Raw genomic sequence first — 22,267 nt, 5'->3', positions numbered from 1 at the left:
GGTACGTTGCTGCTCATGAGCGAGCCCGACGACCTTGCGATGGTCATCGATCCGACCGTGCCGAGTACCGCCCGGGTCTACGACGCGGGCTTGGGCGGCAAAGACAACTACGAGGTCGACCGGGAAATGCTGCGCAAGGTGCAAGCCGTGGCGCCCGAGGTGACCGAACTGGCCATCGTCGCTCGAGAATTTCTGATCCGCGCCGTGCGCTTCCTGGCGCGCGACGTGGGCATCGACCAGTTCCTCGACTGCGGTTCCGGCCTGCCCACCGCCGAGAACGTGCACGAGGTCGCACAACGGTCCAACCCCGACGCGCGCGTGGTCTACGTCGACAACGATCCGGTGGTGCTCGCCCACGGCCGGGCGCTGCTGGCCGACAACAGGCAAACCCACATCGTCAGCGGCGACATCTTCCAGCCCACGAGGCTGCTGGCCGATCAGACCGTGCGCAGCGACTTGGACTGGGACAAACCCATCGCACTGATCCACTCGATGAGCCTGCACTTCTGCGCCGACGACCCGGCCGCCGTACTGCGTGACTACCTCGACGCCCTGCCGTCAGGGTCGTATGTGGTGTTCAGCCACGCCCTCGATCCCGAAGACGACGAGTACAGCGTCGTCGCCCGCAACATCGAACGCGTGTACCAAGGCGCCTCCTCAGGGCGGATCCACTTCCGTACCCGCGCCGAGATCAACACCATGCTCACCGGACTCGAGCTGCTCGAACCCGGCCTGGTCCAGCCGGCCGACTGGTGGCCCGGGGGCCCCCGCGTGCAGCCGCTCAAACTCTCCGATCACTGCCTGGCCGCAGCCGTGGGCCGCAAACCCTGACCGTGCCGCTGGCACGGCGGCGGTGAAGTACGCGCCCGCTGATCACGCGGCCGCTGAGGTTCGCACTGATGTGCAGCGACGCGTACCGCAGCAGCAGCTCGGCGACGAGCCGTTGCGCGGTCAGCCGCACCGGCAGCGCCCGTTCGTCCTCCGGCTTCCCGTCGTGCTCCGGTACCGCGGACGGTCGAGCGGCCGACGCAGGTACGAGCACAGCACATCGGGCACCGTCGCGTGCACGCTGACCAGGCTGCGCGCCGGCCCGGCCGGGGCGGGCAACGCCGTGCCCCGGCAACTCCACGGACTTGGCGAACCGCTGCTCGGACACGCGCTCGCGATCCTGGTCCGCGCTGCGCGTGTCCAGATCATGGCGCAGCCGCTTGATCTCCTGCCGCACCTCTTCGGCGCGCCGGCGCCGGTCGTTGAGCCACAACGCGTAGAGCGCTGCCCGCGAGACCACCGGTCTTCAGCGCGTCGCTGCGGCTCGTCGCGGGGCCGGGCGCCAGTCAGCCGCCGACCCCGACGAGTAGCAGCACGGGCGCGACTAACGTCCACGGCGGCGGGGCCCGCCCGCGTCAGTAGGCCGGCACGTAAAAGAAGTCGGCACACCGGCCACCGGAGGCGCCGCGGCGTGGTTGTGGCGGGTGTCCGCGGAGCTGACGGGGGTGGACGCCTTCGCGGGCTGACCACCCGAAGAGCCACTGTCCGAAGTGGACGCTACTGGGAGCTCGGCGGCGTGGCGGGCACCTGGTGCAGCGAGAGGTTCGGCCCGGCGGCCGGGTCGGCGGACCAGGCGCCGGAGTCCGCGGTCCAGCTCTGGCCGGCGAAGCTGACCTTGTCGACGCCCACCGTGCGGGCCCGGGCGACCAGCCAGGTGCTGATGGCCCAGCCCTGGGCGGCCGGGTGGGCGCCGCTCAGGCGGGCGGTGCCCAGTTCGGCCGTGGCGGTCTTCACGAGGTCCTCGGTGGCCGGGCCGACGGTGATGTTGCGGCAGGTCAGCGCGGCGGGGTACTGGCCCGTCAGCGCGGCCGCCGCGGCGCGGGCCTGGGGTTCCCACTGCGCGTAGGCGTCGGGGGCGGCGGAGCGCTGCACGGACTGCGCCGCCTCCGTGATGGGCATCGAGTCCCAGCCGTCGAGCTTCACGAGCTTCTCGTAGAACGCCGTCGACGCGTAGACGGGGTCCTGCAGTTGCTCGGGCGAGCCCCAGCCCTGGCTGGGGCGCTGCTGGAACAGGCCCACCGAGTCACGGTCGCCGCCGCTGAGGTTGCGCAGCTTGGACTCCTGCAGGGCCGTCGCGAGGGCGATGGTCACGGCGTGCGCCGGCAGGCCCTCCTTGGACGCGACCGCGGCGATCGTCGCGGCGTTGCTCATCTGGTCGGGCTGCAGCGTGAACTGCGTGGGCTCCGACTGCCCGCCCTGCTGCGGCACCGTGACCGTGCAGCCGGGCGTCGCGATCTTGCCGCTGTTCGACAGCACGACCACCACGACGACCACGACCGCGAGCACCACGACGACGGCCAGGATCGCCGCCTTCACGCCGCACCCGCGCACCCGTCCTCCCCCACCCTTCGCTCAGCTCTCCGGACAATTCTGCCCGGAGGGCAGGTTTGGTGAGCGTGTGGGTGAAGGAGGACGGCCGGCGTCACTTGCCGTCGGCGGCGCCCAGGAAGATCGGGTTGGACATCGCCACCATGGCGTTCGGTGTGGTGGTGTTGGGGCCACCCGACGGGCGGCGCACCTCGACGCGGACCCACCGGCTGTACCGCGGGTAGGTGGTCCACGTCACGGTCGCGGTACCGCTCGCGGGCACGGTCTCGGTGTGCTCGGGGCCGAGCTGGTCCAGGAACGTGACCGTGGTGCCCGGGGCGCCGGCGACGGTCGCGCTGACCATGACCGGGGTGCCGGTGCCCGCGGTGAGCCGCTCGCCGATGCCGGCGCTGCGGCCGCCGCCGGACACACCGAACTCGAGGTTCACGTCCTTCGACTCGGCCAGCCAGCTGCGGCCGGCCTTGAGCCCCGCCAGCAGGTCGGCGCGGCCCAGGCTCTTCGCCTGCACCACGGTGTGCGGCAGGGCCACGACCTGGTCCGGGTTGTGCGCGTCCGAGTCGCCGATCGCGGGGATCCAGCGGCCGCCGCGCAGCAGGCCGTCCCAGTGCGTGACGCTGGCCTCGTCGTCGGCCGTCCACGGGCCGTTCCACACCTCGACGAGGTCCGCGATCTCGTACGCGAACTCGTAGGTGCAGCCGAAGCAGTTCGCGAACGGGTGGGCCGCGGTGACGAGGCCGCCGGCGCGGTGCACCTGGTCGGTGAACCGCCGGAAGTCCGCCGCGTCCGCCGCGCGGTAGCGCCAGTCGATCCAGGTACCGGCGGGCAGGCCGATCGCGGGCCAGTGGCCCGAGCGCGTGGTGACCTCTTCGCCGTTGAGGATCAGCAGGTCGTCGGTGGCGTAGTCGCCCCAGATGAGCTGCGAGCTCTTGGTGTTGTGGTCGGTGGAGACGATGAAGTCGAGACCGGCCGCGCGCGCGTCGGCGACGAGCTGGTCCGGCGTGCGCCTGCCGTCGGAGTGGACGGTGTGCAGGTGGCAGTCGCCGCGGTACCACGACTGGCCGCGCTGGCGGGCCGGGGCGGTTTCCGGCGCCGGGTTCGGCTTGAACGGCGCGTCGTCCGGGCCGAACGTGAGCGTGATGTCGACGCGGTAGTTCATGCCCTGCGGCGCCACGGTGTACGGACCGAGGATCACGTGCCAGCGGCCCTGCTTGATCGGGCCGGCGACGTAGCCGGGCGTGGCCTCCGACGCACTGATCGAGAAGCGGTCGCGGAACCCGCCGGACCAGCCGCGGAAGCCGCGGCTGTTGCCGAGGTCGTGGCCCTCCGGCCCGAACATGCCGATGTCGCAGGCGTTCCCACGCGTCCCGGCCGGCACGGCCGGTCTGTCGTAGGAGTACACCACGTCGATCTGCTTGACCCCGCGCGGCACGTCGACCGGCAGGTAGTACCAGTCCGGCACGTCAGGCTTGAAGGTGCCCGTGACCGTCTTGGTCTGCTGCGACGTGCCGGGTGCGGGAGCCGCGAACGCGACGCCGGGCAGCATGCCCATCGCCGCTCCCGCCGCCACGACACCGCTCACGCGCAACAAGTTACGCCGGCTGAGATCCCCAGTGGGCATGCGTACCTCCGCATAGGTCCGAATTCGGCCCGACGCTAGGCGAGGCCGCGCCGGACCATCAACGACGCGCGGATGAACACTCGGCGGCCGGATCGGACGCTCGTCCGCCCGCTCAGGCTCCCGCCGCGGAGCCGAAAACCCCGGCCAGCCAGGTGGTCCAGTCCTCTTCGGTGCCCCCGGCGCCGGCCGCGAAGTCGTGCACCGCGACGGCGACCGGCCAGCCCCAGGCGTCCCGGCCGTAGACGCGGAACAGCGCGCTGTCCGTGCGGATCCCGAGGAGCCGGTCGGTGCGGTAGTCGACCACACCGGCCAGTGTCACCGGTCCCTTCGCGACCACCTGCGCACCGACGCCCGCGTCCCCGGCACCGAGCGCGCGGCACACCGCGTCGAAGCCCCCGTCGGCGGACGACGCCGGCGCCTGCGCCGAGACGTACGCCGCGTCACGGCCGGCGAAGCAGCGGACGTATTCGGTGAGCGAGTGGTAGTAGAACTTCGTGTGGTGCAGGCACGAATCAAGCTGCACCTCGTGGTCGTCGCCGAGCACCGTGCGGTGCGTGTAGTGCAGCCGCGTGCCGGCGCGCACGGGCTCCAGGTCGTAGCCGAGCTGGTTGAACCACCCGTCGGCCTGCTCGGCGCGCGTCACGAACCGCCGCGCGGGGTCCCATTCGAGCACGGTCCCGCCCGCCGGCGTCAGGCCCCGCTCGGCGCCGCCGCGGCGCGGTTCGTACGTGATCGGCCACAGCCAGCCGCCGGTGCGGTTGGTGAACGCGTCCCACACCTGCTCCGGGCTGCCGGCCAGCACGCCGTCCCAAGTCACTTCGATTTCCCGGCCCACGTCGGCTCCTTCGGTCGCTTCGGCCCTTCCGAAGACGCGTCGAACGAGCCCGGCCGGATTCGACACCTCATTCAGGCGGGTTTGCGCGGGCCCCGGTACGGCAGCGGCCGGCTGTAGACGACGTTCGTGGTCGTGCCGCCGAACTGCGCCAGCTCGCCCATCAGCTGTTCCAGGTGCGCCATGGCCGTGGCGGCTACCTTGAGCGGGTAGCAGTCGTCGCCCGTGGTGCGCAGGCATTCGAGCAGTTCGGTGCGCTCGGCGAGCAGCGTGTGCAGCGGCTCGTGCCGGTTTCCGGGGAACTTCAGGCGCACCACGGCGAGCACGGCGTACCCGGCCTTGCCCAGATCCACCTCGGCCCGGTACCCGGTGATCACGCCGAGTGCCTCGAGCCGGCGCACGCGTTCAGTGGCCGCCGAAGCGCTGAGGCTCACGCGCTTGCCGAGTTCGGTGAGCGGCAGCCGGCCGTCCGTCTGGAGCTCGGCCAGGATCGCCCAGTCGGAGTCGTCGAGAGTCTCGGCCATCCGGGCAATCTACCGGCGGATCCACGGTGAAGGGGCCGATCTGCCGGGAGGAATCCCTTCACCGGACACCGTCCGCGCCGATAGCGTTGCCTTCGTGCGACTCGGCGTGAACATCCCCAACTTCGGCCCCGGCACCGACCCCGGTGTGGTGCGGGCGTGGGCGCAGACGAGCGAGGGCCTCGGCTACGACCTGCTGATGGTGTCGGACCACCTCGTGATCACCGACGACGTCGCCGGGCAGTACCCGGCGCCGTTCTACGAGCCGTTCACCACGCTGGCGTGGCTGGCGGGCGCGACGAGCCGGGTGCGGCTGGGCACGACCGTGCTGATCGTCCCCTACCGGCACCCGCTGGTGACCGCGCGGATGGCGGCGAACCTCGCGGACCTCAGCGGCGGGCGGTTCGTGCTCGGCGTCGGGGTCGGCTGGGCGCGTGCGGAGTTCGCCGCGCTGGGCGTGCCGTTCGAGCGCCGGGGCGCGCTCACGGACGAGTACCTGGGCGTCATCCGCGCGGCGTGGGCCGACGAGGGCGATTACCGCGCCGGTGGCGTGCCCGTGTGGGTCGGCGGCACGAGCGACGCGGCGCTGCGCCGGGCCGTGCGGTTCGGCGACGCGTGGCACCCGCTGCGGTTCCGGCCGGCGTGGCTGCGCGAAACACTGCCGAAGCTGCGGGAGCACGCCGAGGCGGCGGGCAAACCGGCGCCGGCGTTCGCCCCGCGGATCCTGCTGCGGATCACCGGCGAACCACCGGCCGACCGCCGCATGGGCGAAGGCACCGTCGAGCAGGTCGTGGGCGATCTGGCGGAGTTGCGGTCCATGGGCGCCGCAGACGTGGTGCTCGACCCGTTCTCGGGAGACCCTGAGGAGACCCGGCGGCCGTCGGCGGCCTGGCGGGCGCTCGCGGCCGTCGCGGACGCCTGGACACAGCTTTCCCGCGAAAGGGGACCACGATGATCGAGGCTCTGCTCCGCCGTGCCATCGAGCTGGCCGCCACGGGGCGCGCGAGCGGCAACCCGCCGTTCGGCTCGCTGCTGGCCACCGCCGACGGGCGGGTGCTGGTGGAGGAGTGGAACACGACGATCACCGACCGCGACATCTCGGCGCACCCGGAGCTCAAGCTCGCGCGCTGGGCGGCGCGCGAGCTGACCCCCGAGCAGGCCGCGACGACGACGATGTACACGAGCTGCCAGCCGTGCGGGATGTGCACGGGCGCGATCGAGCGCTCCGGACTGGGCATGGTGGTCTACGCGTTGTCGACGGAACAGCTGAACGGCCTCAAACCCCCCGTCACGGCCGTCGGTTTCGCACTGCAGGGCCCGGCTCTGTTCGACGAAGCCAGGGTTCCCGTCGACGGTTATTACCGCTGAATTTCATTTCGGCGACACCACGGAGAATATCAGCCGCGAGTGGTGATCAATTCTCTTTCCGGCGCACCCCGGCCGGCCTCCCGGCGAACCGGAACACAGGCCAGGAGCAGGGAAACCGCCACGACGCCCAGGAGCACGTGGCCGGCGACGGCACACAATCCGCACAATGCGGTCCATAGGACGATCTTCATCCACCGAGTGTAGATCCGAGCCGGGAATACGGCGGAAAACTTGGGAAAGACTTAGGGTTCCCATTCGAGCGAGTGCGGAACTGAGGTTAGCCTCAATTCCGGCGGGGGAAGCAACCGGGCCGGATGCGCGGCGATCAGCGGGTGCGAGACGATCATCTCGTGCCCGTGATCGGAACCAGTGCGCTCGTGGTCGAACTCCCCGCCGCGGCGGGGTTGCTGGAGGCGGCCGCGGCGGTGAACCCGGGCCTGGTACGGCCGGGCTTGCCGCCGCACGTGACGGCGTTGTACCCGTTCCTGCCCGGCGAGCGCCTCGACGACAGCGTGGACGCGGCGGTGACCGAACTGGCCGCGCGCCACGAGGTCACCGACGTGCCGCTCACCGACCTGGTCGTCACGGGCGGGTTCGTCGCCGTCGCGGCGCCCGCACTGCAGCCCCTGGCTGACGCGGCGTGTGATCGCTGGCCGGACGTCCTTCCCTACGGCGGGCGGTTCGGGCCGCACCCGCCCGCCCACGTCTCCGTCGCGCTGGGTGGGTCGGACACGGAGAACGCCGAGGTGGCGGAGCGCACCCGGGCCCTGCTCCCCCTGACCGGCCGCGCCGAGGGGCTGCACCTGGTCGTGCTCACCGAACAGGGCTGGCAGCTCCGCCTGACCGCGCCCCTCGCACCGCCCGCGCGATAGCCCGCAGCCGCGCCACGTCCGCCGCGAACGCGGTGTCGGCCGGGACTTCTTCGGCGGTCGCCGCGGGCGCGGCCCCCGCGAGGACCTGGGCGGCCGCGGCCGCGGGCGTCGAGGGCGGGATGCCGGCGAGCAGCAGGCCGTCGTTGATCTCGCTCATCGTCGTCAGCAGCCGCTCCCGCCCGGTCGCGCCGGCGCGGCCGAGGCGGACGACGTCGGGGAAGCGCGCGACGACGTGCTCGCGCAGTGGCCGCAGCTCGCGGCGGGTCCGGGCGTCCCGCACCGCGCGGCCTGCCGCCGGTAGAGCGGGCAGCGTCAGCCCGACGACGATCAGCAGCACCGAGAGCGCCGGGAACCCGACGCTCAGCGCGCAGTCCACCGTCGAGAACGCGCCGCGGCAGACGCGGGCCACCGGGTGCTCGGCGGTGACGTCGGCGACGAGGTCCACGACCTTGCCCACCAGGTACGCCAGCGCGAACACGCAGGCCACGAGCACCACCCCGAGCCCGGCCCGCAGCGCACCGGCGCCCGCCCGCACCGCCCCGGCCGACACGATCGCGATGTCCACCACCGCGAAGCCGAGGTACAGCGTGTACACGGCGATGTAGGCGACCAGCGTCGGATTGGTCCGGTACAGCTCGTCGAACAGGCCGATGCCTGTCGGCAGCCCGCGCGTCGAGAAGAACGCCGCCACGAGCACGACGAGCGCCACCGCCAGCGCCGTGAGCCGGCTGCGCCGCCGCCGGTCCGCGACCCCGCCGATCTCCGCGACCGTCACCTCGATGCCGTACGCGGCCACCATCGTCGCGAGGTTCGACAGCAGCCGCCCGAGGCTCGGGTAGAGCCGGCTCTCGACCGCCTGCGCGCTGTCGGCCAGCAGGAACAGCGCGACGCCGAGCGCGATCAGGCTCGTCGCGAGGCCCGCGCCCGCGCCGGTGCGCCGGGCCCGCACGGCCCGCCAGACCCCGGCGGCGACGGCGACGAGCCCGACCCCGAAGAACAGCGCGTCGATCATCCGGCGGCTACCCGAGCAGCGACGCGAGCCGCCGCGCGCGCTCGGCCGAGCGTCCGGACGCGCCGGGTTTCAGCGGTTCGGCCTCGGCCGTCGCGGCGCTCATCAGCAGCACGGCCGTGAGTTCCGCCTCGCACTCGTCCGCGTCGGTCGTCACGCGCGTGAGCAGGTGCGACAGCGTGTGGGCGCTGAGGTCGGGCGCCAGCGCGGCCGCCTCCGCGTCCGCCATCAGGCACACCCCGCGGTGCTCGCACAGCAGGTGCCCGATCTCGTGGGCGATGATGTGGTCCTGGTGCATCGGCGAGGTGCCGGCCGTGTACGCGATCAGGTCGTAGTCCTCGCGCCGCTGCCACGCGCCCGAGGGCCGGCCGGGTGCGTACTGCACGGCCACCAGGTCGATGTCCCGGCCGCGGCGGCGCTCCAGCCGGTCGATCCACGCGTTCATCGACCACGGGCGCGGCGGCGGTACGTCGCGCAGCAGGTCGCGCACGCGGGTGCGGGCGCGCGCTCGCAGGCTCGGGTCGATGACCCCTCCCGGTGCGCTCGGCGGCTGGACCAGCCGGGTGCACCGCGGTGCCCCGGCGAAGATCAGCATAGCTACTCGGGTTTGCGCCCGCGGCGGCCGCGGTCGCGCCCGGCGTCGTAGCTGTTGAGCTGGTCCACCAGCGCCGAAACCGTCTCCCGGTCGCGCTCCGAGAGCCGCATCGCGCGTTCGGCGAGGTTGCGGGCTTCGGTGTCGCGCCACGCGACGACGTCGGCGATCTGCCCGTCGACGCGCTCGGCCACGTCGTCGTCGAAGAAGTAGGTCACGGGCACGCCGAAGAAGCGCGCCAGCGCTTGGATGTGCGAACGTTTCGGGTCGCGCCGGGCGCCCACGGCGAGCTGCTGCACGTGGGTGGCCGACATGCTCACCCCGGTCAGGTCCGCCACGCCCTGCGCGATCTCGCGGTAGGAGTAGGGCTTGCGGTCCGGCGGGTGCACGGTGGCGATGAGGTGCGCCAGCCGCTCGGCGAAGCTGGTCTCCTCGGCTGCCGTGCTCGCAGTGTCCACAGTGTCCGCAGTGTCCGCGGCATCCGTCGTGTCCGGTGTGTCCGGCGTCCCGGTCATCTGGCCCCCAACCGTTCTCCGCTCGTGACAGCCCCGAGCATAGCTGTCACGAAAACTTGACATCAACCGTCCCGTCAACGATACACTCCGACCCGAGGGATGTCGCGAAAACGGGACGGGCGCCCGTGTGTGGTCACTGGGGGTGGCCACACACGGGCGCCGCGGGCGGGGGCGGACCTACCGGACATCCCGGGAGCGATCACCCGCGCGCCGCCGCAGCGGCCCTCGTCCGCTGTCCGTGCTCACAGGCTGCGGAGGTAGGTTGTGCGCCATGGTGCTGGAGAACGGTCCTGAAAGGACACCTGTCGTCGTCACCGGTGGCAGCGGCTTCATCGGCCGCGCGGCCGTCCGCGAGCTGCGTGAACGCGGCTACCCCGTCACCGTCGTGGATCGCGTGCCGTTCGCGACCGAAGACGACGGTGTGCGCGTGGTCACGGGCGACCTGCGCGACGCCGGCGTGCGCGAAGCCGCCGTCACTCCGGGTACGGGCGCCATCGTCCACCTCGCCGCGCTCACGTCGGTGCTGAAGTCGGTCGAGCTGCCCGAAGACACCTACCAGGAGAACGTCGCGGTGACGCACGGGCTGCTGGAGCTCGCGCGGCAGCGCGAGGTGCAGACCTTCGTGCTGGCCTCGACCAACGCCGTGATCGGCGACGTCGGCACGGCCACCATCACCCTGGACCTGCCCACCCGGCCGCTCACGCCTTACGGCGCCACGAAAGCCGCGTGCGAGATGCTGCTGTCGGGTTACTCCGGCGCCTACGGCATGACCACGTGCGCCCTGCGGTTCACCAACGTCTACGGCCCCGGCATGTCGCACAAGGACAGCTTCGTGCCGCGCATGATGCGCGCCGCGATGGCCGGCGAAGGCGTGCGCGTGTACGGCACCGGCGAGCAGCGTCGCGACCTCGTGCACGTGGACGACGTGGTGCGCGCGATCGCGCTGGCGCTCGAAAGCGGTTACTGCGGCCGGGCGATCGTGGGCGCGGGCCACTCGGTGTCCGTGCTCGAGATGGTCCAGACCGTGCGCGAGGTGACAGGCGCCGAGCTGCCCGTGGAGCACGTGCCCGCGCCCCAGGGCGAGATGCCCGCGGTCGTCGTCGACGTGTCGGCGAGCGCCGCGACGATCGGCTTCACCCCGGCGATCTCGCTCGCCGACGGCCTCGCCACCGCCTGGAAGTACTTCTCGGATCTGGACCTGAAAGCGACCCCGTGAGCTTGTTCCTCCGCCGCCACGCGTTCCTGCTCGTGCTGCTCGTCGCGGGTACCGCACTGCGGGTCCTCACCTGGGTGGCCTACCGGCCGGCCCTGCTGTACATCGACTCGTACCGCTACCTCGACAACCTGCACGCGCTGCGCGCCGACCAGCTCAACCCCATCGGTTACGACCTGGTCCTGCGGCCGTTGCTGGCCGTGGGCGGGCTTTCGTGGGTGGCGGCCGTGCAGCACGTCGGCGGGCTGGCCATCGCGGTGGGGATCTACGCGCTCGCCCGGCGCCTCGGCGCGCGCCGGTGGGTCTCGGCGCTGGCGACGGCGCCGATCCTGCTCGACGCGTACCAGCTGCAGATCGAGCAGAACATCATGTCCGAGGTCCTCTTCGAGGCGCTGCTGCTCGGGCTGCTGTGGATCCTGCTGGCGAAGGGCGCGCCGAACTGGCGGCGGATCGCGCTCGCGGGGTTGGTGGTCGGCTTCGCCGTGCTGGTGCGGCTGATCGGGGTCGCGCTCGCGGTGCCGTTCCTGCTGTACGTGCTCAGCGCGGGCAGCGCGTGGCGCACGTGGCGCGGCTGGCGCAACGCCGGCATCGGCGTGCTCGCGATGCTCGTAGTCATCGTGCCCTACGCGGCGGAAGTCAAGGCGCAGACCGGGAAGTGGGGCCTCACCGGCCCGTCGGGCAGCATGCTCTACGGGCGCACCGCGGCCGTCGCGGACTGCGCGAACCTGCACCTCTCCCCCGAGCTGCAGGTGTTCTGCCCCGTCGAACCGCAGCCGCTGCGGCTCGTCGACAACTACACGCACGCCGACCTCGACCCGGCGTGGCCCGGCCCGCTGCCGCCCGGCGCCGACCGGACCGCGCTGGCGCACGAGTTCTCGGTGGCCGTGCTGAAGGCGCAGTGGTGGGACGTCGCGAAGGCGATCCTGGGCGACTTCTGGAAGAGCTTCCAGTTCACCCGCGCCACGGCGATCAACGACGTGCCGATCGACCGCTGGCAGTTCCAGCAGACGTACCCGGAGTGGAACGAACCACCCGACATCGCGATGATCACGCAGCAGTACGACGGCGTGAACCCGAGCGTGAACGAGCCGATCGCCACGTTCCTGCGCGACTACCAGATCCGCGGCGGGTTCGTGCCGGGTGCGGTGCTCGGCTTCTTCGCGCTGCTGGGCCTGTTCACCGTGCTGCGGCGCAAGAAACCGCGCGACAAGGCTCGCAGCGGTGCGCTTTTCGCCGCCGGCACCGGGCTGTTCCTGCTCTTCGCGTCGGCGGTGTTCGAATTCTCGTGGCGCTACCAGTTGCCCGCGCTCGTGCTGCTGCCGGTGGCCGGGGCGCTCGGCTTCACCACGCTCACCGCGGCCAGCCGGCGGCGCCTCGCCGCGTACCCGGACGCGACGGACGTCGGCGCCGTCAAGGACTTCGACGACCGGCACCCGGGCGCCGAGCTGTCCGAGCTGACCGTGGTGATCGCGGCGTACAACGAAGCGGGCGGCATCGGGCAGGTGCTCGAGAAGATGCCCGACGAATGCCTCGGCCTCCCGGTCGACGTGCTCGTGGTCGTCGACGGCGGCACTGACGACACCGCGGCGATCGCCGAGAAACACGGCGCGTACGTGTGCGTCGCGCCGGCGAACCGGGGCCAGGGCGCGGCTTTGCGCCTCGGTTACCACCTCGCGGCCGAGCGCGGCGCGCGCTACGTCGTCACCACCGACGGCGACGGTCAGTACGACAACAGCGAAATGGCCGAGCTGGTCGCACCGCTGCTCGACGACACCGCCGACTTCGTCACGGGATCGCGCCGGCTGGGCCACGAAGAGGCCGACAGCCGCATGCGCTGGGTCGGCGTGCGCGTGTTCGCGTGGCTGGCTTCGGTGCTCACGTGGCGGAAGATCACCGACACGTCGTTCGGCTTCCGGTCGATGCGCGCGGAACTCGCTTGCGCGGTCCCGCTCAACGAACCGCAGTACCAGTCGTCGGAACTGCTGCTGGGGGTCACGGCGCGCGGCGCCCGGGTGCTCGAGCGGCCGATGAGCATGCGGCTGCGCAAGGCCGGCAAGAGCAAGAAGGGCGGCAGCGTCGTCTACGGCGCGAACTACGCGCGGGTCATGACAGGGACGTGGTGGCGGGGGTACGTGCTGCGCCGCGGGCGAACACGAAGCGGTCGAGCATCGTGAACTTCACCACGAACACCAGTGCGTAACTGAACACGTACGCTCCGTCGATCAGCACGACCCACCAGAGGTGCGGGAGGTTCAGCGGCGCGAGCAGGTGGCCGGTCAGCGTGGTCAAGCCCACCGAAGCGAGCCCGCCGAGCGAGATGACGACGACGTACGGCAGCAGTTCGCGGCCCACCTCGGGGCGGCCGCGCCGGCCCCAGACCCAGCGGCGGGTGAGGAAGAAGTTCAGCACGGCGCCCGCGGCGAACGCGAACGCACTGGCCAGCCACGGCGCGCCGCCGAGCGCGAGCACCGTGAGCAACGCCGCCTGGCTGAGCAGGGTCGCCGCGACCGAACTGGTGGCGGCGCGGAAGAACCTGCCGGCGAGGCGACGCCGGGGCCGGGGTGATTCCTCCGTCGTGCGAGGTTTCACCGGGTTGGTTACCGTCGTCATGAACCCCAGTTTCCCCCCGGGCCGATCGGCCTGCCGTCCGGCCCCCCGACGCACAGAAGATTCACAGCTCCTTGCCAGGTGATCATCAGCACCTGGTCGATAGGTTCGGACGTGTTCAAGGCGTCATGTACAAAGAGGAATCAGCGTGCTTGTCGCGTAAACGATACGGAAAGGCTCCTCAATGCGAGTGCTGGTTCTCGGCGGTGACGGCTACCTCGGCTGGCCCACGGCGTTGCACTTGTCGGACAAAGGCCACGAAGTGGCTGTTCTGGACAACTACGCCCGTCGGAAGTACGACGAAGAACTCCAAGCCGAAAGTCTCGTCCCCATCGAAGACCTGCCCACCCGGGTCGCGGCGTGGGAGGAGGTTTCGGGCAAGAAGCTCACCCTGTTCGAGGGTGACCTGTGCGACGCCGAGTTCACCTATTCGGCCGTGCGCGACTTCGCGCCCGACGCGATCGTGCACTTCGCCGAGCAGCGGTCCGCTCCCTACTCGATGATCGACCGCGAGCACGCCGTCTACACCCAGCAGAACAACGTCGTCGGCAACCTCAACGTGCTCTACGCGATCGCCGAGCTCAATCCGGACATCCACCTGGTGAAGCTCGGCACCATGGGCGAGTACGGCACGCCCAACATCGACATCGAAGAGGGCTGGCTCGAGGTCGAGCACAACGGCCGCAAGGACCGCATGCTCTACCCGAAGAAGCCGGGTTCCTTCTACCACCTCTCGAAGGTGCACGACTCCCACAACATCGAGTTCGCGTGCCGCATCTGGGACCTGCGGGCCACCGACCTCAACCAGGGTGTCGTGTACGGCCAGCAGACCCCGCAGACCGCGCTCGACCCGCGCCTGGCGACCCGGTTCGACTACGACGCGGTGTTCGGCACCGTGCTCAACCGCTTCGTCATCCAGGCCGTGCTGGGCCAGCCGCTGACCGTCTACGGCAAGGGCGGGCAGACCCGTGGCCTGCTCGACATCCGCGACACCGTGGAGTGCATCCGGCTCGCCGTGGAGAACCCGGCCGACCGCGGCGAGTTCCGCGTGTTCAACCAGATGACCGAGAGCTACTCGGTGGCCCAGATCGCCGAGATCGTGGCGAACACCTTCCCGGGCCCGGTCCAGATCGAGAACCTGGACAACCCGCGGGTGGAGCAGGCCGAGCACTACTACAACGTGAAGCACACGGGCCTGGTGGAGCTGGGTCTGCAGCCGCACCTGCTGTCGGACACGCTCATCGAGTCGCTGTTCGACATCGTCGGTTCGAACAAGCACCGCGTGAACGACGAGCGCATGCGCCCGACCGTCCGCTGGCGCGGTGCGATCAAGTCCTGACGCGCTCGCTCCCGCACGCTGAAAACGCCGGGCCGCACGCTTGCGGCCCGGCGTTTTTGTGCGCTTTTTCAGCGGGGTGGTGGTGCGGGCGGAAACTGTCGGTGGCGGATGAGATGCTTTTCCGGTCAGCCCCTCCAGGGGACGGAAAACCGGAAGCGGCAAGGAAAACGTGGCCGAACAGGTGGCAGCGCGCTGGGACCCCGGGCGGGTCGCGGGACTCGCGCCGGACCCGGCGTCGGCCAAGGCCGGGCGCGGGCTCGCGGCGCCGGCGAAGTGGTCGCGCACCGGCGCGTCGGCGCGCGCGGTGTGGGGTGCGTGCCAGGGCAGCGGCGCGAAGCCGTACCAGACGGCGGTGGAGCTGGCCGGGCCCGCGTTCCGCTGTTCGTGTCCCAGCAGGAAGTTCCCGTGCAAACACGCGCTGGGCCTGTTGCTGCTGTGGTCCGCGGGACAGGTGCCCGGTTCCGCGGACGAACCCGGCCCCGTGCGGACCTGGCTCGACGAGCGGTCCGCGCGGGCGGCGCGCACCGACCGGAACACCGACGGGCCGAAGGACCTCGAAGCCGCGGCGAAGCGCGCGCAGGAACGGCTCGCGCGCGTCACGGCGGGCGCGGCCGAGTTGCGCGGGTGGCTCACCGACCGCGTCGGTGCGGGGTTCGCCGGGTTCGAACGGGGCGGTGGTGACGAACTGCGGGCGGTCGCCGCGCGGATGGTCGACGCGCAGGCACCGGGGCTGGCGAGCGGTCTGCGGCGCGCGTCGGGTCTGATCGGCCGCGGCCGCGACTGGCCGGGGGAACTGCTGGCCGAACTGGCGCTGCTCTACGTGCTCGCCGGGGCGGCGGGGCGGCTCGACGAGCTGCCGGCCGAGCTGGCCGACACGGTGCGTTCGCGCGTGGGCTTCCCGGCGGGCACGGCGCAGGTGCTGGAGTCCGGTGAGCGCGTGGCCGATCAGTGGCTCGTGGCCGGAGCGGTCGACGAGGAGCAGGACCAGCTGCGCAGCCGCCGCACCTGGTTGCGCGGGCGCAATTCCGGCCGCGTGGCGCTCGTGCTGTCGTTCGCCCCGCCCGGGCGGCCGCTCGACAGCTCGCTGCCACCCGGGTACGTCATGCCCGGCGAGCTCGCCTTCTACCCGGGAGCGCTGCCGTTGCGGGCGCTCGTCGCCGACCGCACCGAAGCCGTGCCCACCCCGGCTCCGCGCGGTGACACCGTCGCGGGTGCCCTCGCCGAGCACGCCGACGCGCTCGCCGCGGACCCGTGGCTGGACCGCTGGCCCGTGCTCCTGTCCGACCTCACCCCGGCCCGCCACCCCGACGGCTGGGCCCTGTCCGATGTGGACGGTGCCGCGCTGCCCCTGCTGCCCTCGGCCGATCCCTGGCCGCTGCTCGCCCTCGCCGCCGACCACCCCGTGACCCTCGCCGCGGAGCTCACCTCCGCCGGTCTGCGGCCCCTCACGTGCTGGCACCAGAACGGCGTGGTGCGCCTGTGACTGTGCTCCCCTGGACACCCTGCGAACAACGCCTGTCGGTGGTCGTCCGATGAAGGCGTGGGAGGACCTCGTCAGCACCGCGCTGCTGGGCACCCGGCGCCGTGCCCTGGACCCGTCGGGGCTGCCGGACGCGGTGCGCGCGGTGGCGCGCGAACCCGAAGACCAGGCCGACGCCGTGCTCACCACGGCGGCGCTGCTCGCCAACTACCGCCGCGCGGGGCGGCAACCGCTGACCGGCACCCGCCGGGAAGAGCCGGCGAAACCGGACGCGCGGCCGTTCGTGCCGCCGGCGGCGCGGGAACGGCTGGCGCGGCTGGTGCACGCCAACCGCCCGGAGCTGCTGGAGGAGTGGCTGCAGACGGCGGCGCGCCGGGGTTTCCGCGTGGCGCCCGAGCAGATCCCGGTCCTGGCCGACGCCGCGCGGGCGCGGGTCGCGCTGCGCGCACCGCTGGCGGAGCTGGCGGGGCCGGTCGGCGCGTGGCTGGGTGAGCGCAACCCCGACTGGGCGTTCCTGGTCACGGTGGCCGAGGACGCCGGGGACGACGCGTGGCAGTACGGCACGCCGGCACAGCGGCAGGCGTGGCTCGAACGCGCGCTGGTGAAGGAACCGGCGGCCGCGCGGGAGGCGCTCACCGCCACCTGGCGCAGCGAGCCGGCCGACCTGCGGGCGACGTTCCTCACGCTGCTGGGCGGGCACCTGACCCCGAGCGACGAGCCGTTCCTCGACGCGGCGCTCGGCGATCGCGCGGCCGCCGTGCGCGACACGGCCGTGCGGCTGCTGGGTTCGTTGCCGGAGACCGGGTTCGGCGAGCGGATGGCCGCGCGCCTGCGCGCGTGCGTCACCGTGCGGCAGCGGTCGCAGCGGGCCGGCGTACTGGTCTTCACCCCGCCCGGTGCCGACGAAACGCTGGTGCGCGACGGCGTCCGCGTGCCCCACGGGCCGGGCCAGGACACGGCGCGGCTGCGGGCGATCGTCGCCGCCACTCCCCTGGCGTTCTGGGCGGAGTTCGGCACGCCGGCCGACCTCGTGGGCCTGCTCGTGGAGGGCGCGCCGCTGGCGGTCGTCCGGGAGAGCTGGGCCACGGCCGCGATCCGGCAGCGCGACGAAGCGTGGGCGCAGGCGCTCGTCGAAGCCGAACCCGGCAGCCGCGCCACGGCCGCGCTGATCGGGGTGCTGCCGCCGGCGAAGCAGGCCGCCACCATCGCGAAACTGGCGCGGGGCCTCAAGATCGAGGCACTCACGCGCCTGATCCTCGACCTGCCGCGGCCGTGGCCCGAAGAGCTGGGCCGCGTGCTGCTCGACTGGGTCGCCGCGCAGCAGGACCACCGGCTGGTGGCCCACGCCGCCGCGCTCATCGCCAAGGCCGTGCCGCCCGCGTGCCTGCGCCACCGCCTGGCCGCGATCCCGCATCCCGGCGAGGCCGCGCCGTGGCGGCGCGGCGTCGCCGAAACCCTGACCTTCCGCCGCGAAATGCACGAGGAGCTCTCATGACGTCCGCAGTCCTCCGGCCCCACGCCGAGCAGGAGTACGCCGCCGAACTCGCCGCGCTCGCCGCGGCCGACGACCGGGCGAAGCCGCCTTCGTGGCACCTCTCGCCGTGGGCGGTGGTCACGTACCTGCTGGGCGGCACGCTGCCCGACGGCACCGAGATCACGCCGAAGTACGTAGGCCCGCGCCGGCTCGTCGAAGTCGCCGTCGCCACGCTCGCCACGGACCGCGCGCTGCTGCTGCTCGGTGTGCCGGGCACCGCGAAGACGTGGGTTTCCGAGCACCTCTCGGCGGCCATCAGTGGCGACTCGACCCTGCTCGTGCAGGGCACGGCCGGCACGGCCGAAGAGCAGATCCGCTACGGCTGGAACTACGCGCGCCTGATCGCCGAAGGGCCGAGCGACCGCGCGCTCGTGGAGAGCCCGATCCTGCGCGCGATGCGCGACGGCAAGGTCGCCCGGCTCGAAGAGCTCACGCGCATCCCGGCCGACGTGCAGGACTCGCTGATCACGATCCTGTCGGAGAAGACCCTGCCGATCCCCGAGCTCGGCACGGAGGTGCAGGCGCGGCCCGGCTTCACGCTCGTCGCCACGGCGAACAACCGCGACAAGGGGGTCAACGAGCTGTCGAGCGCGTTGCGCCGCCGGTTCAACACCGTCGTGTTGCCGCTGCCGGACACCGCCGACGCTGAGGTGGAGATCGTCAGCCGGCGCGTCGCCCAGCTGGGTGCGTCGCTGGCGCTGCCCGCGGAAGCCGTGGAGCTCAACGAGATCCGCCGCGTGGTCACGGTGTTCCGCGAGCTGCGCGCGGGCCGCACCGAGGACGGGCGCACGGCCGTGAAGACGCCGTCGGGCACGCTCTCGACGGCCGAGGCGATCAGCGTGCTCACCGGCGGGCTCGCGCTGGCCGCGCACTTCGGCGACGGGGTGCTGCGCGCGCAGGACGTCGCGGCGGGCATCCACGGCGCCGTCGTGAAGGACCCGGTGGCCGACCGCGCGATCTGGATCGAGTACCTCGAAACCGTGGTGCGCGAGCGCGACGGCTGGGCCGACTTCTACCGCGCGGGGCAGGAGATCAGCGGATGAGCACCACCCACCTGCTCGGGATCCGGCACCACGGGCCGGGTTCGGCGCGGGCGGTGGCCAGGCGGCTCGCCGAGCTGCAGCCCGACGTGGTGCTCATCGAGGGCCCGCCGGAAGCCGAGAAGCTCGTGGACTTCGCCGCCGACGAGGACCTGCGGCCACCGGTCGCGCTGCTCGCCTACGCGGCCGACGACGTGTCGCGCGCGGCGTTCTGGCCGTTCGCGGTGTTCAGCCCCGAGTGGCAGGCGCTGCGGTGGGCGACGGAGGCGGGCGTGCCGGTGCGGTTCTGCGACCTGCCGGCCGCGCACCAGTTCGCGCCGGGCGGTGAGGCTCGCGCGCCGCGTGCCGATCCGCTCGCCGAGCTCGCGGCGGCCGGCGGGTACGACGACCCCGAACGCTGGTGGGACGACGTCGTCGAATCGCGCCGCGGCGACGAGTCGCCGTTCGAGGTGATCGCCGAGGCGATGACCGCACTGCGCGAAGGCGAACAGCCGCCGGACCAGCACGAGCAGCGCCGCGAGGCGTACATGCGCGGCGTGCTGCGCAAGACCCGCAAGGACGGTTTCGACCGCATCGCCGTGGTCTGCGGGGCGTGGCACGTGCCCGCGCTGGCCGGCCCGCTGCCGCCGGCGAGCCGCGACCAGACCGTCCTCAAAGGACTCCCGAAGCGCAAGGTGGTGTGCACGTGGGTGCCGTGGACCCACGGCCGGCTCGCCACGGCCAGCGGCTACGGCGCGGGCGTGCGCTCCCCCGGCTGGTACCACCACCTGTTCACCACAGCCGACGACGTCACCACGCGCTGGCTCACCGCCGTCGCGGGAGTGCTGCGCGAGGAGGACCTGCCGGTTTCGACCGCGCACGTGATCGAAGCCGTGCGGCTCGCCGAAACGCTGGCGGCGCTGCGCGGGCGGTCCTCGGCCGGGCTGGCGGAGGTCGACGCCGCGACGCGCTCGGTGCTGTGCGCGGGCGACGACGTGCAGGCGGACCTCGTTACGCGCCGGCTCGTCGTGGGCGAGCTCCTGGGTGAGGTGCCCGACAGCATCCCGCAGGCGCCGCTCGCGGCCGACCTGGTCGCGACCGCGCGGCGGCTGCGGCTCAAGCGCGAGCCGGCCACGCGCGAGCTCGACCTCGATCTGCGCACCCCCGGCGGGCTCGAGCGTTCCCGGCTGCTGCACCGGCTCCTGATGCTGGACATCCCGTGGGGGTTGCCGGAGGACTCGGCCGTGCGCAGCAAGGGCACGTTCCGCGAGACGTGGACGCTGAGCTGGGAGCCGGAGTACGAAGTCGACCTCATCGCCGCGGGGGTCCACGGCACCACCGTGCCGTCGGCCGCGTCGGCGCGGGTCCGCGAAGCGATGGCGAGCGATCCGCCGATGGTCGACATCACCACGGCGGTCGAGGGCTGCCTGCTCGGTGACCTCGGCGACGCGTTGCCCGACGTACTGGGGGCGCTCGACGCGCGGGCGGCCGTGACCGACGTCGCCGAGCTGATGGCCGCGTTGCCACCGCTGGCGCGCGCGACGCGCTACGGCGACGTCCGCGGCACGGACACCGACCGGCTGCGAGAGGTCGCGGACCGGATGCTCACGCGGGTCTGCGCCGGCCTGCCGCCGGCGACGCACGGCATCGACGAAGAGGCGGCCGCGAAGTTCTGCGAGCTGGTCGACGACGTCCACGAAGCCACCACGCTGCTGGGCGACGCGGCGCGGGAGCGCTGGCTGGTCGCACTGGAGAAGCTGTCCGCGCGCGATTCGCTGCCGCCGCTGCTGGCCGGGCGCGTCGTGCGGCTGCTGCACGACGCCGACCGGTTCGACAGCACGGAGGTCGAGGTGCGGCTCGGCCGCGCGCTCACCCCGGGTATCCCGCCGGTGAGCGGCGCTGCCTACGTGGAGGGCTTCTTCGCGGGCGGCGCGCTCCTGCTCGTGCACGACGAACGCATGCTGCGCGTGGTCGACACCTGGCTCGGCACGATCCCGCCCGACGTGTTCACCGAAGTCCTTCCCTTGCTGCGGCGCACCTTCGGTGCCTTCGCGGGCCCGGAGAAGCGCGCCATCGGGGAACGCGCGGCCACGTTGTCCGGCAAGACGCCAGTGGACCGCCGGCCCGCCGCCGAGGTGGACGAGACCCGCGCGGCGAGCGCGCTGCCCGTCCTCGCGACCCTGATCGGAGCGACGTCATGACGCACGCGGACCACCCCGATCGGCTCCGCCGCTGGCGGCTCGTGCTCGGCGGCGGCAGCGGCGCCGAGGGCACCGGGTTCTCACTGTCCGAAGAGGACGGTGCTGTCGACGGCGTGCTGGCGGCGCTGTACGACCAGCGCGAGGAGCCCCGCAACGGCGACCGGCGCGGCGGCGGCCTGAACGCGTCGGCGCCGCGAGTGGCCCGGTGGCTGGGCGACATCCGCCGGTACTTCCCGGGTTCCGTGGTCCAGGTGATGCAGCGCGACGCCGTCGACCGGCTGGGGCTCACGCGCATGCTGATGGAGCCGGAGCTGCTGAGCGCCGTCGAACCGGACGTGCACCTCGTCGGCACCCTGCTGTCGCTCAACGGCGTGCTTCCCGAGGAGACGAAGGAGACCGCGCGCTCGGTGGTGCGCACGGTCGTCGCCGAGCTCGAGGCGCGGCTGGCCGAGCCGACGCGCGCGGCGGTGCGCGGGGCGCTCGACCGCGCGGCCCGCACGCAACGCCCGCGCGCGGCCGACATCGACTGGAACCGCACCGTGCGCGCCAATCTGAAGCACTTCTCCCCCGAGCTGAAGACGGTCGTGCCCGAGAAGCTCATCGGCTTCGGGCGGCGGCAGCACAGCGTGCAGCGCGAGGTGATCCTCGCCGTCGACCAATCCGGGTCGATGGCCGAGTCGGTCGTGTACTCCGGCCTGTTCGGCGCCGTGCTGGCGTCGATGCGGGCGCTGAGCACGAAGTTCGTCGCGTTCGACACGGCCGTGGTCGACCTCACCGAGCACCTCGACGACCCCGTCGACCTCCTCTTCGGCACCCAGCTCGGCGGTGGCACGGACATCAACCGCGCGCTGTCCTACTGCCAGCAGCTCGTCGAGCGCCCCGAGCAGACGCTGCTGGTGCTCATCAGCGACCTGTACGAAGGCGGCGTGCGCGAGGAACTGCTGCACCGCGTCGGCGAACTCGTCGGCTCGGGCGTGCAGGTCGTCACCCTGCTCGCCCTGTCCGACTCGGGCGCCCCCTTCTACGACCACGACAACGCGGCCGCCCTGGCCGAACTCGGCGTGCCGGCCTTCGCCTGCACCCCCGACCTCTTCCCGGACCTCATGGCCGCGGCCCTGCGCCGAGACGATCTGGGCCGCTGGGCGTCGACCGCCCTCGGGGATTAAACCGA

At 72.5% G+C, this 22,267-nt stretch carries 21 protein-coding genes; 12 read left to right on the top strand and 9 right to left on the bottom strand.

What is annotated here, in order from left to right:
* Nucleotides 1-15 precede the first annotated feature (15 nt).
* Nucleotides 16-831: an SAM-dependent methyltransferase gene (locus ACIA77_RS29935; protein WP_395889332.1), complete on the top strand. Its 816-nt coding sequence runs from the start codon at nucleotides 16-18 to the stop codon at nucleotides 829-831.
* Here ACIA77_RS29935 and ACIA77_RS29930 read toward each other — a convergent pair.
* The 5 genes from ACIA77_RS29930 to ACIA77_RS29910 all read right to left on the bottom strand — a co-directional run bounded on the left by ACIA77_RS29930 (nucleotide 782) and on the right by ACIA77_RS29910 (nucleotide 5,350).
* Nucleotides 782-1,288 carry a hypothetical protein gene (locus tag ACIA77_RS29930; protein WP_395889331.1) on the bottom strand — a complete coding sequence of 169 codons (507 nt, stop codon included), beginning with the start codon at nucleotides 1,286-1,288 and terminating at the stop codon, nucleotides 782-784. The genes ACIA77_RS29935 and ACIA77_RS29930 overlap by 50 nt on opposite strands.
* A gap of 257 nt (nucleotides 1,289-1,545) precedes the next feature.
* Complete coding sequence (locus tag ACIA77_RS29925; protein WP_395889330.1) at nucleotides 1,546-2,364, bottom strand: hypothetical protein; 819 nt, start codon at nucleotides 2,362-2,364, stop codon at nucleotides 1,546-1,548.
* Nucleotides 2,365-2,470: 106 nt separating this feature from the next.
* Nucleotides 2,471-3,994 carry a CehA/McbA family metallohydrolase gene (locus ACIA77_RS29920; protein WP_395889329.1) on the bottom strand — a complete coding sequence of 508 codons (1,524 nt, stop codon included), beginning with the start codon at nucleotides 3,992-3,994 and terminating at the stop codon, nucleotides 2,471-2,473.
* Between the two features lie 112 nt (nucleotides 3,995-4,106).
* A complete protein-coding gene (locus tag ACIA77_RS29915; protein WP_395889328.1) occupies nucleotides 4,107-4,829 on the bottom strand; it encodes an SRPBCC domain-containing protein in 723 nt (240 codons plus the stop codon).
* Nucleotides 4,830-4,900: 71 nt separating this feature from the next.
* The gene (locus ACIA77_RS29910) at nucleotides 4,901-5,350 is read right to left on the bottom strand and encodes an Lrp/AsnC family transcriptional regulator (RefSeq protein ID WP_395889327.1); all 450 of its coding nucleotides are present in this window, start codon (nucleotides 5,348-5,350) and stop codon (nucleotides 4,901-4,903) included.
* A gap of 94 nt (nucleotides 5,351-5,444) precedes the next feature.
* On the opposite strand from ACIA77_RS29910, the gene ACIA77_RS29905 reads away from it, so the two are divergent.
* The 3 genes from ACIA77_RS29905 (at nucleotide 5,445) to ACIA77_RS29895 (ending at nucleotide 7,587) form a co-directional block, all read left to right on the top strand.
* Nucleotides 5,445-6,302, top strand: coding sequence for an LLM class flavin-dependent oxidoreductase (locus ACIA77_RS29905; protein WP_395889326.1), 858 nt, complete (start codon nucleotides 5,445-5,447; stop codon nucleotides 6,300-6,302).
* The gene (locus ACIA77_RS29900) at nucleotides 6,299-6,715 is read left to right on the top strand and encodes a nucleoside deaminase (protein ID WP_395889325.1); all 417 of its coding nucleotides are present in this window, start codon (nucleotides 6,299-6,301) and stop codon (nucleotides 6,713-6,715) included. Before ACIA77_RS29905 ends, ACIA77_RS29900 begins: the two co-directional genes overlap by 4 nt.
* A gap of 350 nt (nucleotides 6,716-7,065) precedes the next feature.
* Entirely contained in the window at nucleotides 7,066-7,587 is a 522-nt protein-coding gene (locus tag ACIA77_RS29895) for a 2'-5' RNA ligase family protein (RefSeq protein WP_395889324.1), read from the top strand.
* Here the strand turns inward: ACIA77_RS29895 and ACIA77_RS29890 are convergent.
* The 3 genes from ACIA77_RS29890 to ACIA77_RS29880 are packed head-to-tail and all read right to left on the bottom strand — an operon-like array spanning nucleotide 7,529 to nucleotide 9,703.
* Nucleotides 7,529-8,599 carry a hypothetical protein gene (locus tag ACIA77_RS29890; RefSeq protein WP_395889323.1) on the bottom strand — a complete coding sequence of 357 codons (1,071 nt, stop codon included), beginning with the start codon at nucleotides 8,597-8,599 and terminating at the stop codon, nucleotides 7,529-7,531. The two genes, ACIA77_RS29895 and ACIA77_RS29890, sit on opposite strands and share 59 nt — an antisense overlap.
* 7 nt (nucleotides 8,600-8,606) lie before the next feature.
* Nucleotides 8,607-9,191: a hypothetical protein gene (locus ACIA77_RS29885; protein ID WP_395889322.1), complete on the bottom strand. Its 585-nt coding sequence runs from the start codon at nucleotides 9,189-9,191 to the stop codon at nucleotides 8,607-8,609.
* Between the two features lie 2 nt (nucleotides 9,192-9,193).
* Entirely contained in the window at nucleotides 9,194-9,703 is a 510-nt protein-coding gene (locus tag ACIA77_RS29880; RefSeq protein WP_395889321.1) for an XRE family transcriptional regulator, read from the bottom strand.
* Between the two features lie 271 nt (nucleotides 9,704-9,974).
* On the opposite strand from ACIA77_RS29880, the gene ACIA77_RS29875 reads away from it, so the two are divergent.
* Both ACIA77_RS29875 and ACIA77_RS29870 read left to right on the top strand, forming a co-directional pair.
* Nucleotides 9,975-10,919, top strand: coding sequence for an NAD-dependent epimerase/dehydratase family protein (locus ACIA77_RS29875; protein WP_395889320.1), 945 nt, complete (start codon nucleotides 9,975-9,977; stop codon nucleotides 10,917-10,919).
* Complete coding sequence (locus tag ACIA77_RS29870; RefSeq protein WP_395889319.1) at nucleotides 10,916-13,090, top strand: glycosyltransferase; 2,175 nt, start codon at nucleotides 10,916-10,918, stop codon at nucleotides 13,088-13,090. The genes ACIA77_RS29875 and ACIA77_RS29870 overlap by 4 nt, the downstream gene beginning before the upstream one ends.
* Here ACIA77_RS29870 and ACIA77_RS29865 read toward each other — a convergent pair.
* Nucleotides 13,020-13,526: a GtrA family protein gene (locus ACIA77_RS29865; RefSeq protein WP_395889318.1), complete on the bottom strand. Its 507-nt coding sequence runs from the start codon at nucleotides 13,524-13,526 to the stop codon at nucleotides 13,020-13,022. The genes ACIA77_RS29870 and ACIA77_RS29865 overlap by 71 nt on opposite strands.
* 181 nt (nucleotides 13,527-13,707) lie before the next feature.
* Between ACIA77_RS29865 and ACIA77_RS29860 the strand changes: the two genes are divergently transcribed.
* The 6 genes from ACIA77_RS29860 to ACIA77_RS29835 all read left to right on the top strand — a co-directional run bounded on the left by ACIA77_RS29860 (nucleotide 13,708) and on the right by ACIA77_RS29835 (nucleotide 22,262).
* Nucleotides 13,708-14,862 (top strand): NAD-dependent epimerase/dehydratase family protein, encoded by a 1,155-nt coding sequence (locus ACIA77_RS29860; protein ID WP_395889317.1) that lies wholly within the window; start codon nucleotides 13,708-13,710, stop codon nucleotides 14,860-14,862.
* A 169-nt stretch (nucleotides 14,863-15,031) separates the two neighbouring features.
* The gene (locus ACIA77_RS29855; protein WP_395889316.1) at nucleotides 15,032-16,345 is read left to right on the top strand and encodes an SWIM zinc finger family protein; all 1,314 of its coding nucleotides are present in this window, start codon (nucleotides 15,032-15,034) and stop codon (nucleotides 16,343-16,345) included.
* A gap of 49 nt (nucleotides 16,346-16,394) precedes the next feature.
* Nucleotides 16,395-17,837, top strand: a complete 1,443-nt coding sequence (locus tag ACIA77_RS29850) for a DUF5691 domain-containing protein (protein ID WP_395889315.1) — start codon at nucleotides 16,395-16,397, stop codon at nucleotides 17,835-17,837.
* Nucleotides 17,834-18,919 carry an AAA family ATPase gene (locus tag ACIA77_RS29845; RefSeq protein ID WP_395889314.1) on the top strand — a complete coding sequence of 362 codons (1,086 nt, stop codon included), beginning with the start codon at nucleotides 17,834-17,836 and terminating at the stop codon, nucleotides 18,917-18,919. The genes ACIA77_RS29850 and ACIA77_RS29845 overlap by 4 nt, the downstream gene beginning before the upstream one ends.
* Nucleotides 18,916-21,096, top strand: coding sequence for a DUF5682 family protein (locus ACIA77_RS29840; RefSeq protein WP_395889313.1), 2,181 nt, complete (start codon nucleotides 18,916-18,918; stop codon nucleotides 21,094-21,096). Before ACIA77_RS29845 ends, ACIA77_RS29840 begins: the two co-directional genes overlap by 4 nt.
* Complete coding sequence (locus tag ACIA77_RS29835) at nucleotides 21,093-22,262, top strand: VWA domain-containing protein (protein WP_395889312.1); 1,170 nt, start codon at nucleotides 21,093-21,095, stop codon at nucleotides 22,260-22,262. The genes ACIA77_RS29840 and ACIA77_RS29835 overlap by 4 nt, the downstream gene beginning before the upstream one ends.
* Nucleotides 22,263-22,267 lie beyond the last annotated feature (5 nt).

Origin of the sequence: Amycolatopsis sp. NPDC051903, from assembly GCF_044452505.1 — a bacterium.
Taxonomy (GTDB): domain Bacteria; phylum Actinomycetota; class Actinomycetes; order Mycobacteriales; family Pseudonocardiaceae; genus Amycolatopsis.
This window is presented reverse-complemented; position numbering and strand designations above follow the sequence as displayed.

Coding starts and splice junctions, on each gene's coding strand:
- ACIA77_RS29885 (WP_395889322.1), bottom strand. CDS start 9,191: ATGCTGATCTTCGCCGGGGCACCGCGGTGCACCCGGCTGGTCCAGCCG.
- ACIA77_RS29900 (WP_395889325.1), top strand. CDS start 6,299: ATGATCGAGGCTCTGCTCCGCCGTGCCATCGAGCTGGCCGCCACGGGG.
- ACIA77_RS29910 (WP_395889327.1), bottom strand. CDS start 5,350: ATGGCCGAGACTCTCGACGACTCCGACTGGGCGATCCTGGCCGAGCTC.
- ACIA77_RS29865 (WP_395889318.1), bottom strand. CDS start 13,526: ATGACGACGGTAACCAACCCGGTGAAACCTCGCACGACGGAGGAATCA.
- ACIA77_RS29840 (WP_395889313.1), top strand. CDS start 18,916: ATGAGCACCACCCACCTGCTCGGGATCCGGCACCACGGGCCGGGTTCG.
- ACIA77_RS29890 (WP_395889323.1), bottom strand. CDS start 8,599: ATGATCGACGCGCTGTTCTTCGGGGTCGGGCTCGTCGCCGTCGCCGCC.
- ACIA77_RS29850 (WP_395889315.1), top strand. CDS start 16,395: ATGAAGGCGTGGGAGGACCTCGTCAGCACCGCGCTGCTGGGCACCCGG.
- ACIA77_RS29935 (WP_395889332.1), top strand. CDS start 16: ATGAGCGAGCCCGACGACCTTGCGATGGTCATCGATCCGACCGTGCCG.
- ACIA77_RS29875 (WP_395889320.1), top strand. CDS start 9,975: ATGGTGCTGGAGAACGGTCCTGAAAGGACACCTGTCGTCGTCACCGGT.
- ACIA77_RS29880 (WP_395889321.1), bottom strand. CDS start 9,703: ATGACCGGGACGCCGGACACACCGGACACGACGGATGCCGCGGACACT.
- ACIA77_RS29920 (WP_395889329.1), bottom strand. CDS start 3,994: ATGCCCACTGGGGATCTCAGCCGGCGTAACTTGTTGCGCGTGAGCGGT.
- ACIA77_RS29835 (WP_395889312.1), top strand. CDS start 21,093: ATGACGCACGCGGACCACCCCGATCGGCTCCGCCGCTGGCGGCTCGTG.
- ACIA77_RS29860 (WP_395889317.1), top strand. CDS start 13,708: ATGCGAGTGCTGGTTCTCGGCGGTGACGGCTACCTCGGCTGGCCCACG.
- ACIA77_RS29845 (WP_395889314.1), top strand. CDS start 17,834: ATGACGTCCGCAGTCCTCCGGCCCCACGCCGAGCAGGAGTACGCCGCC.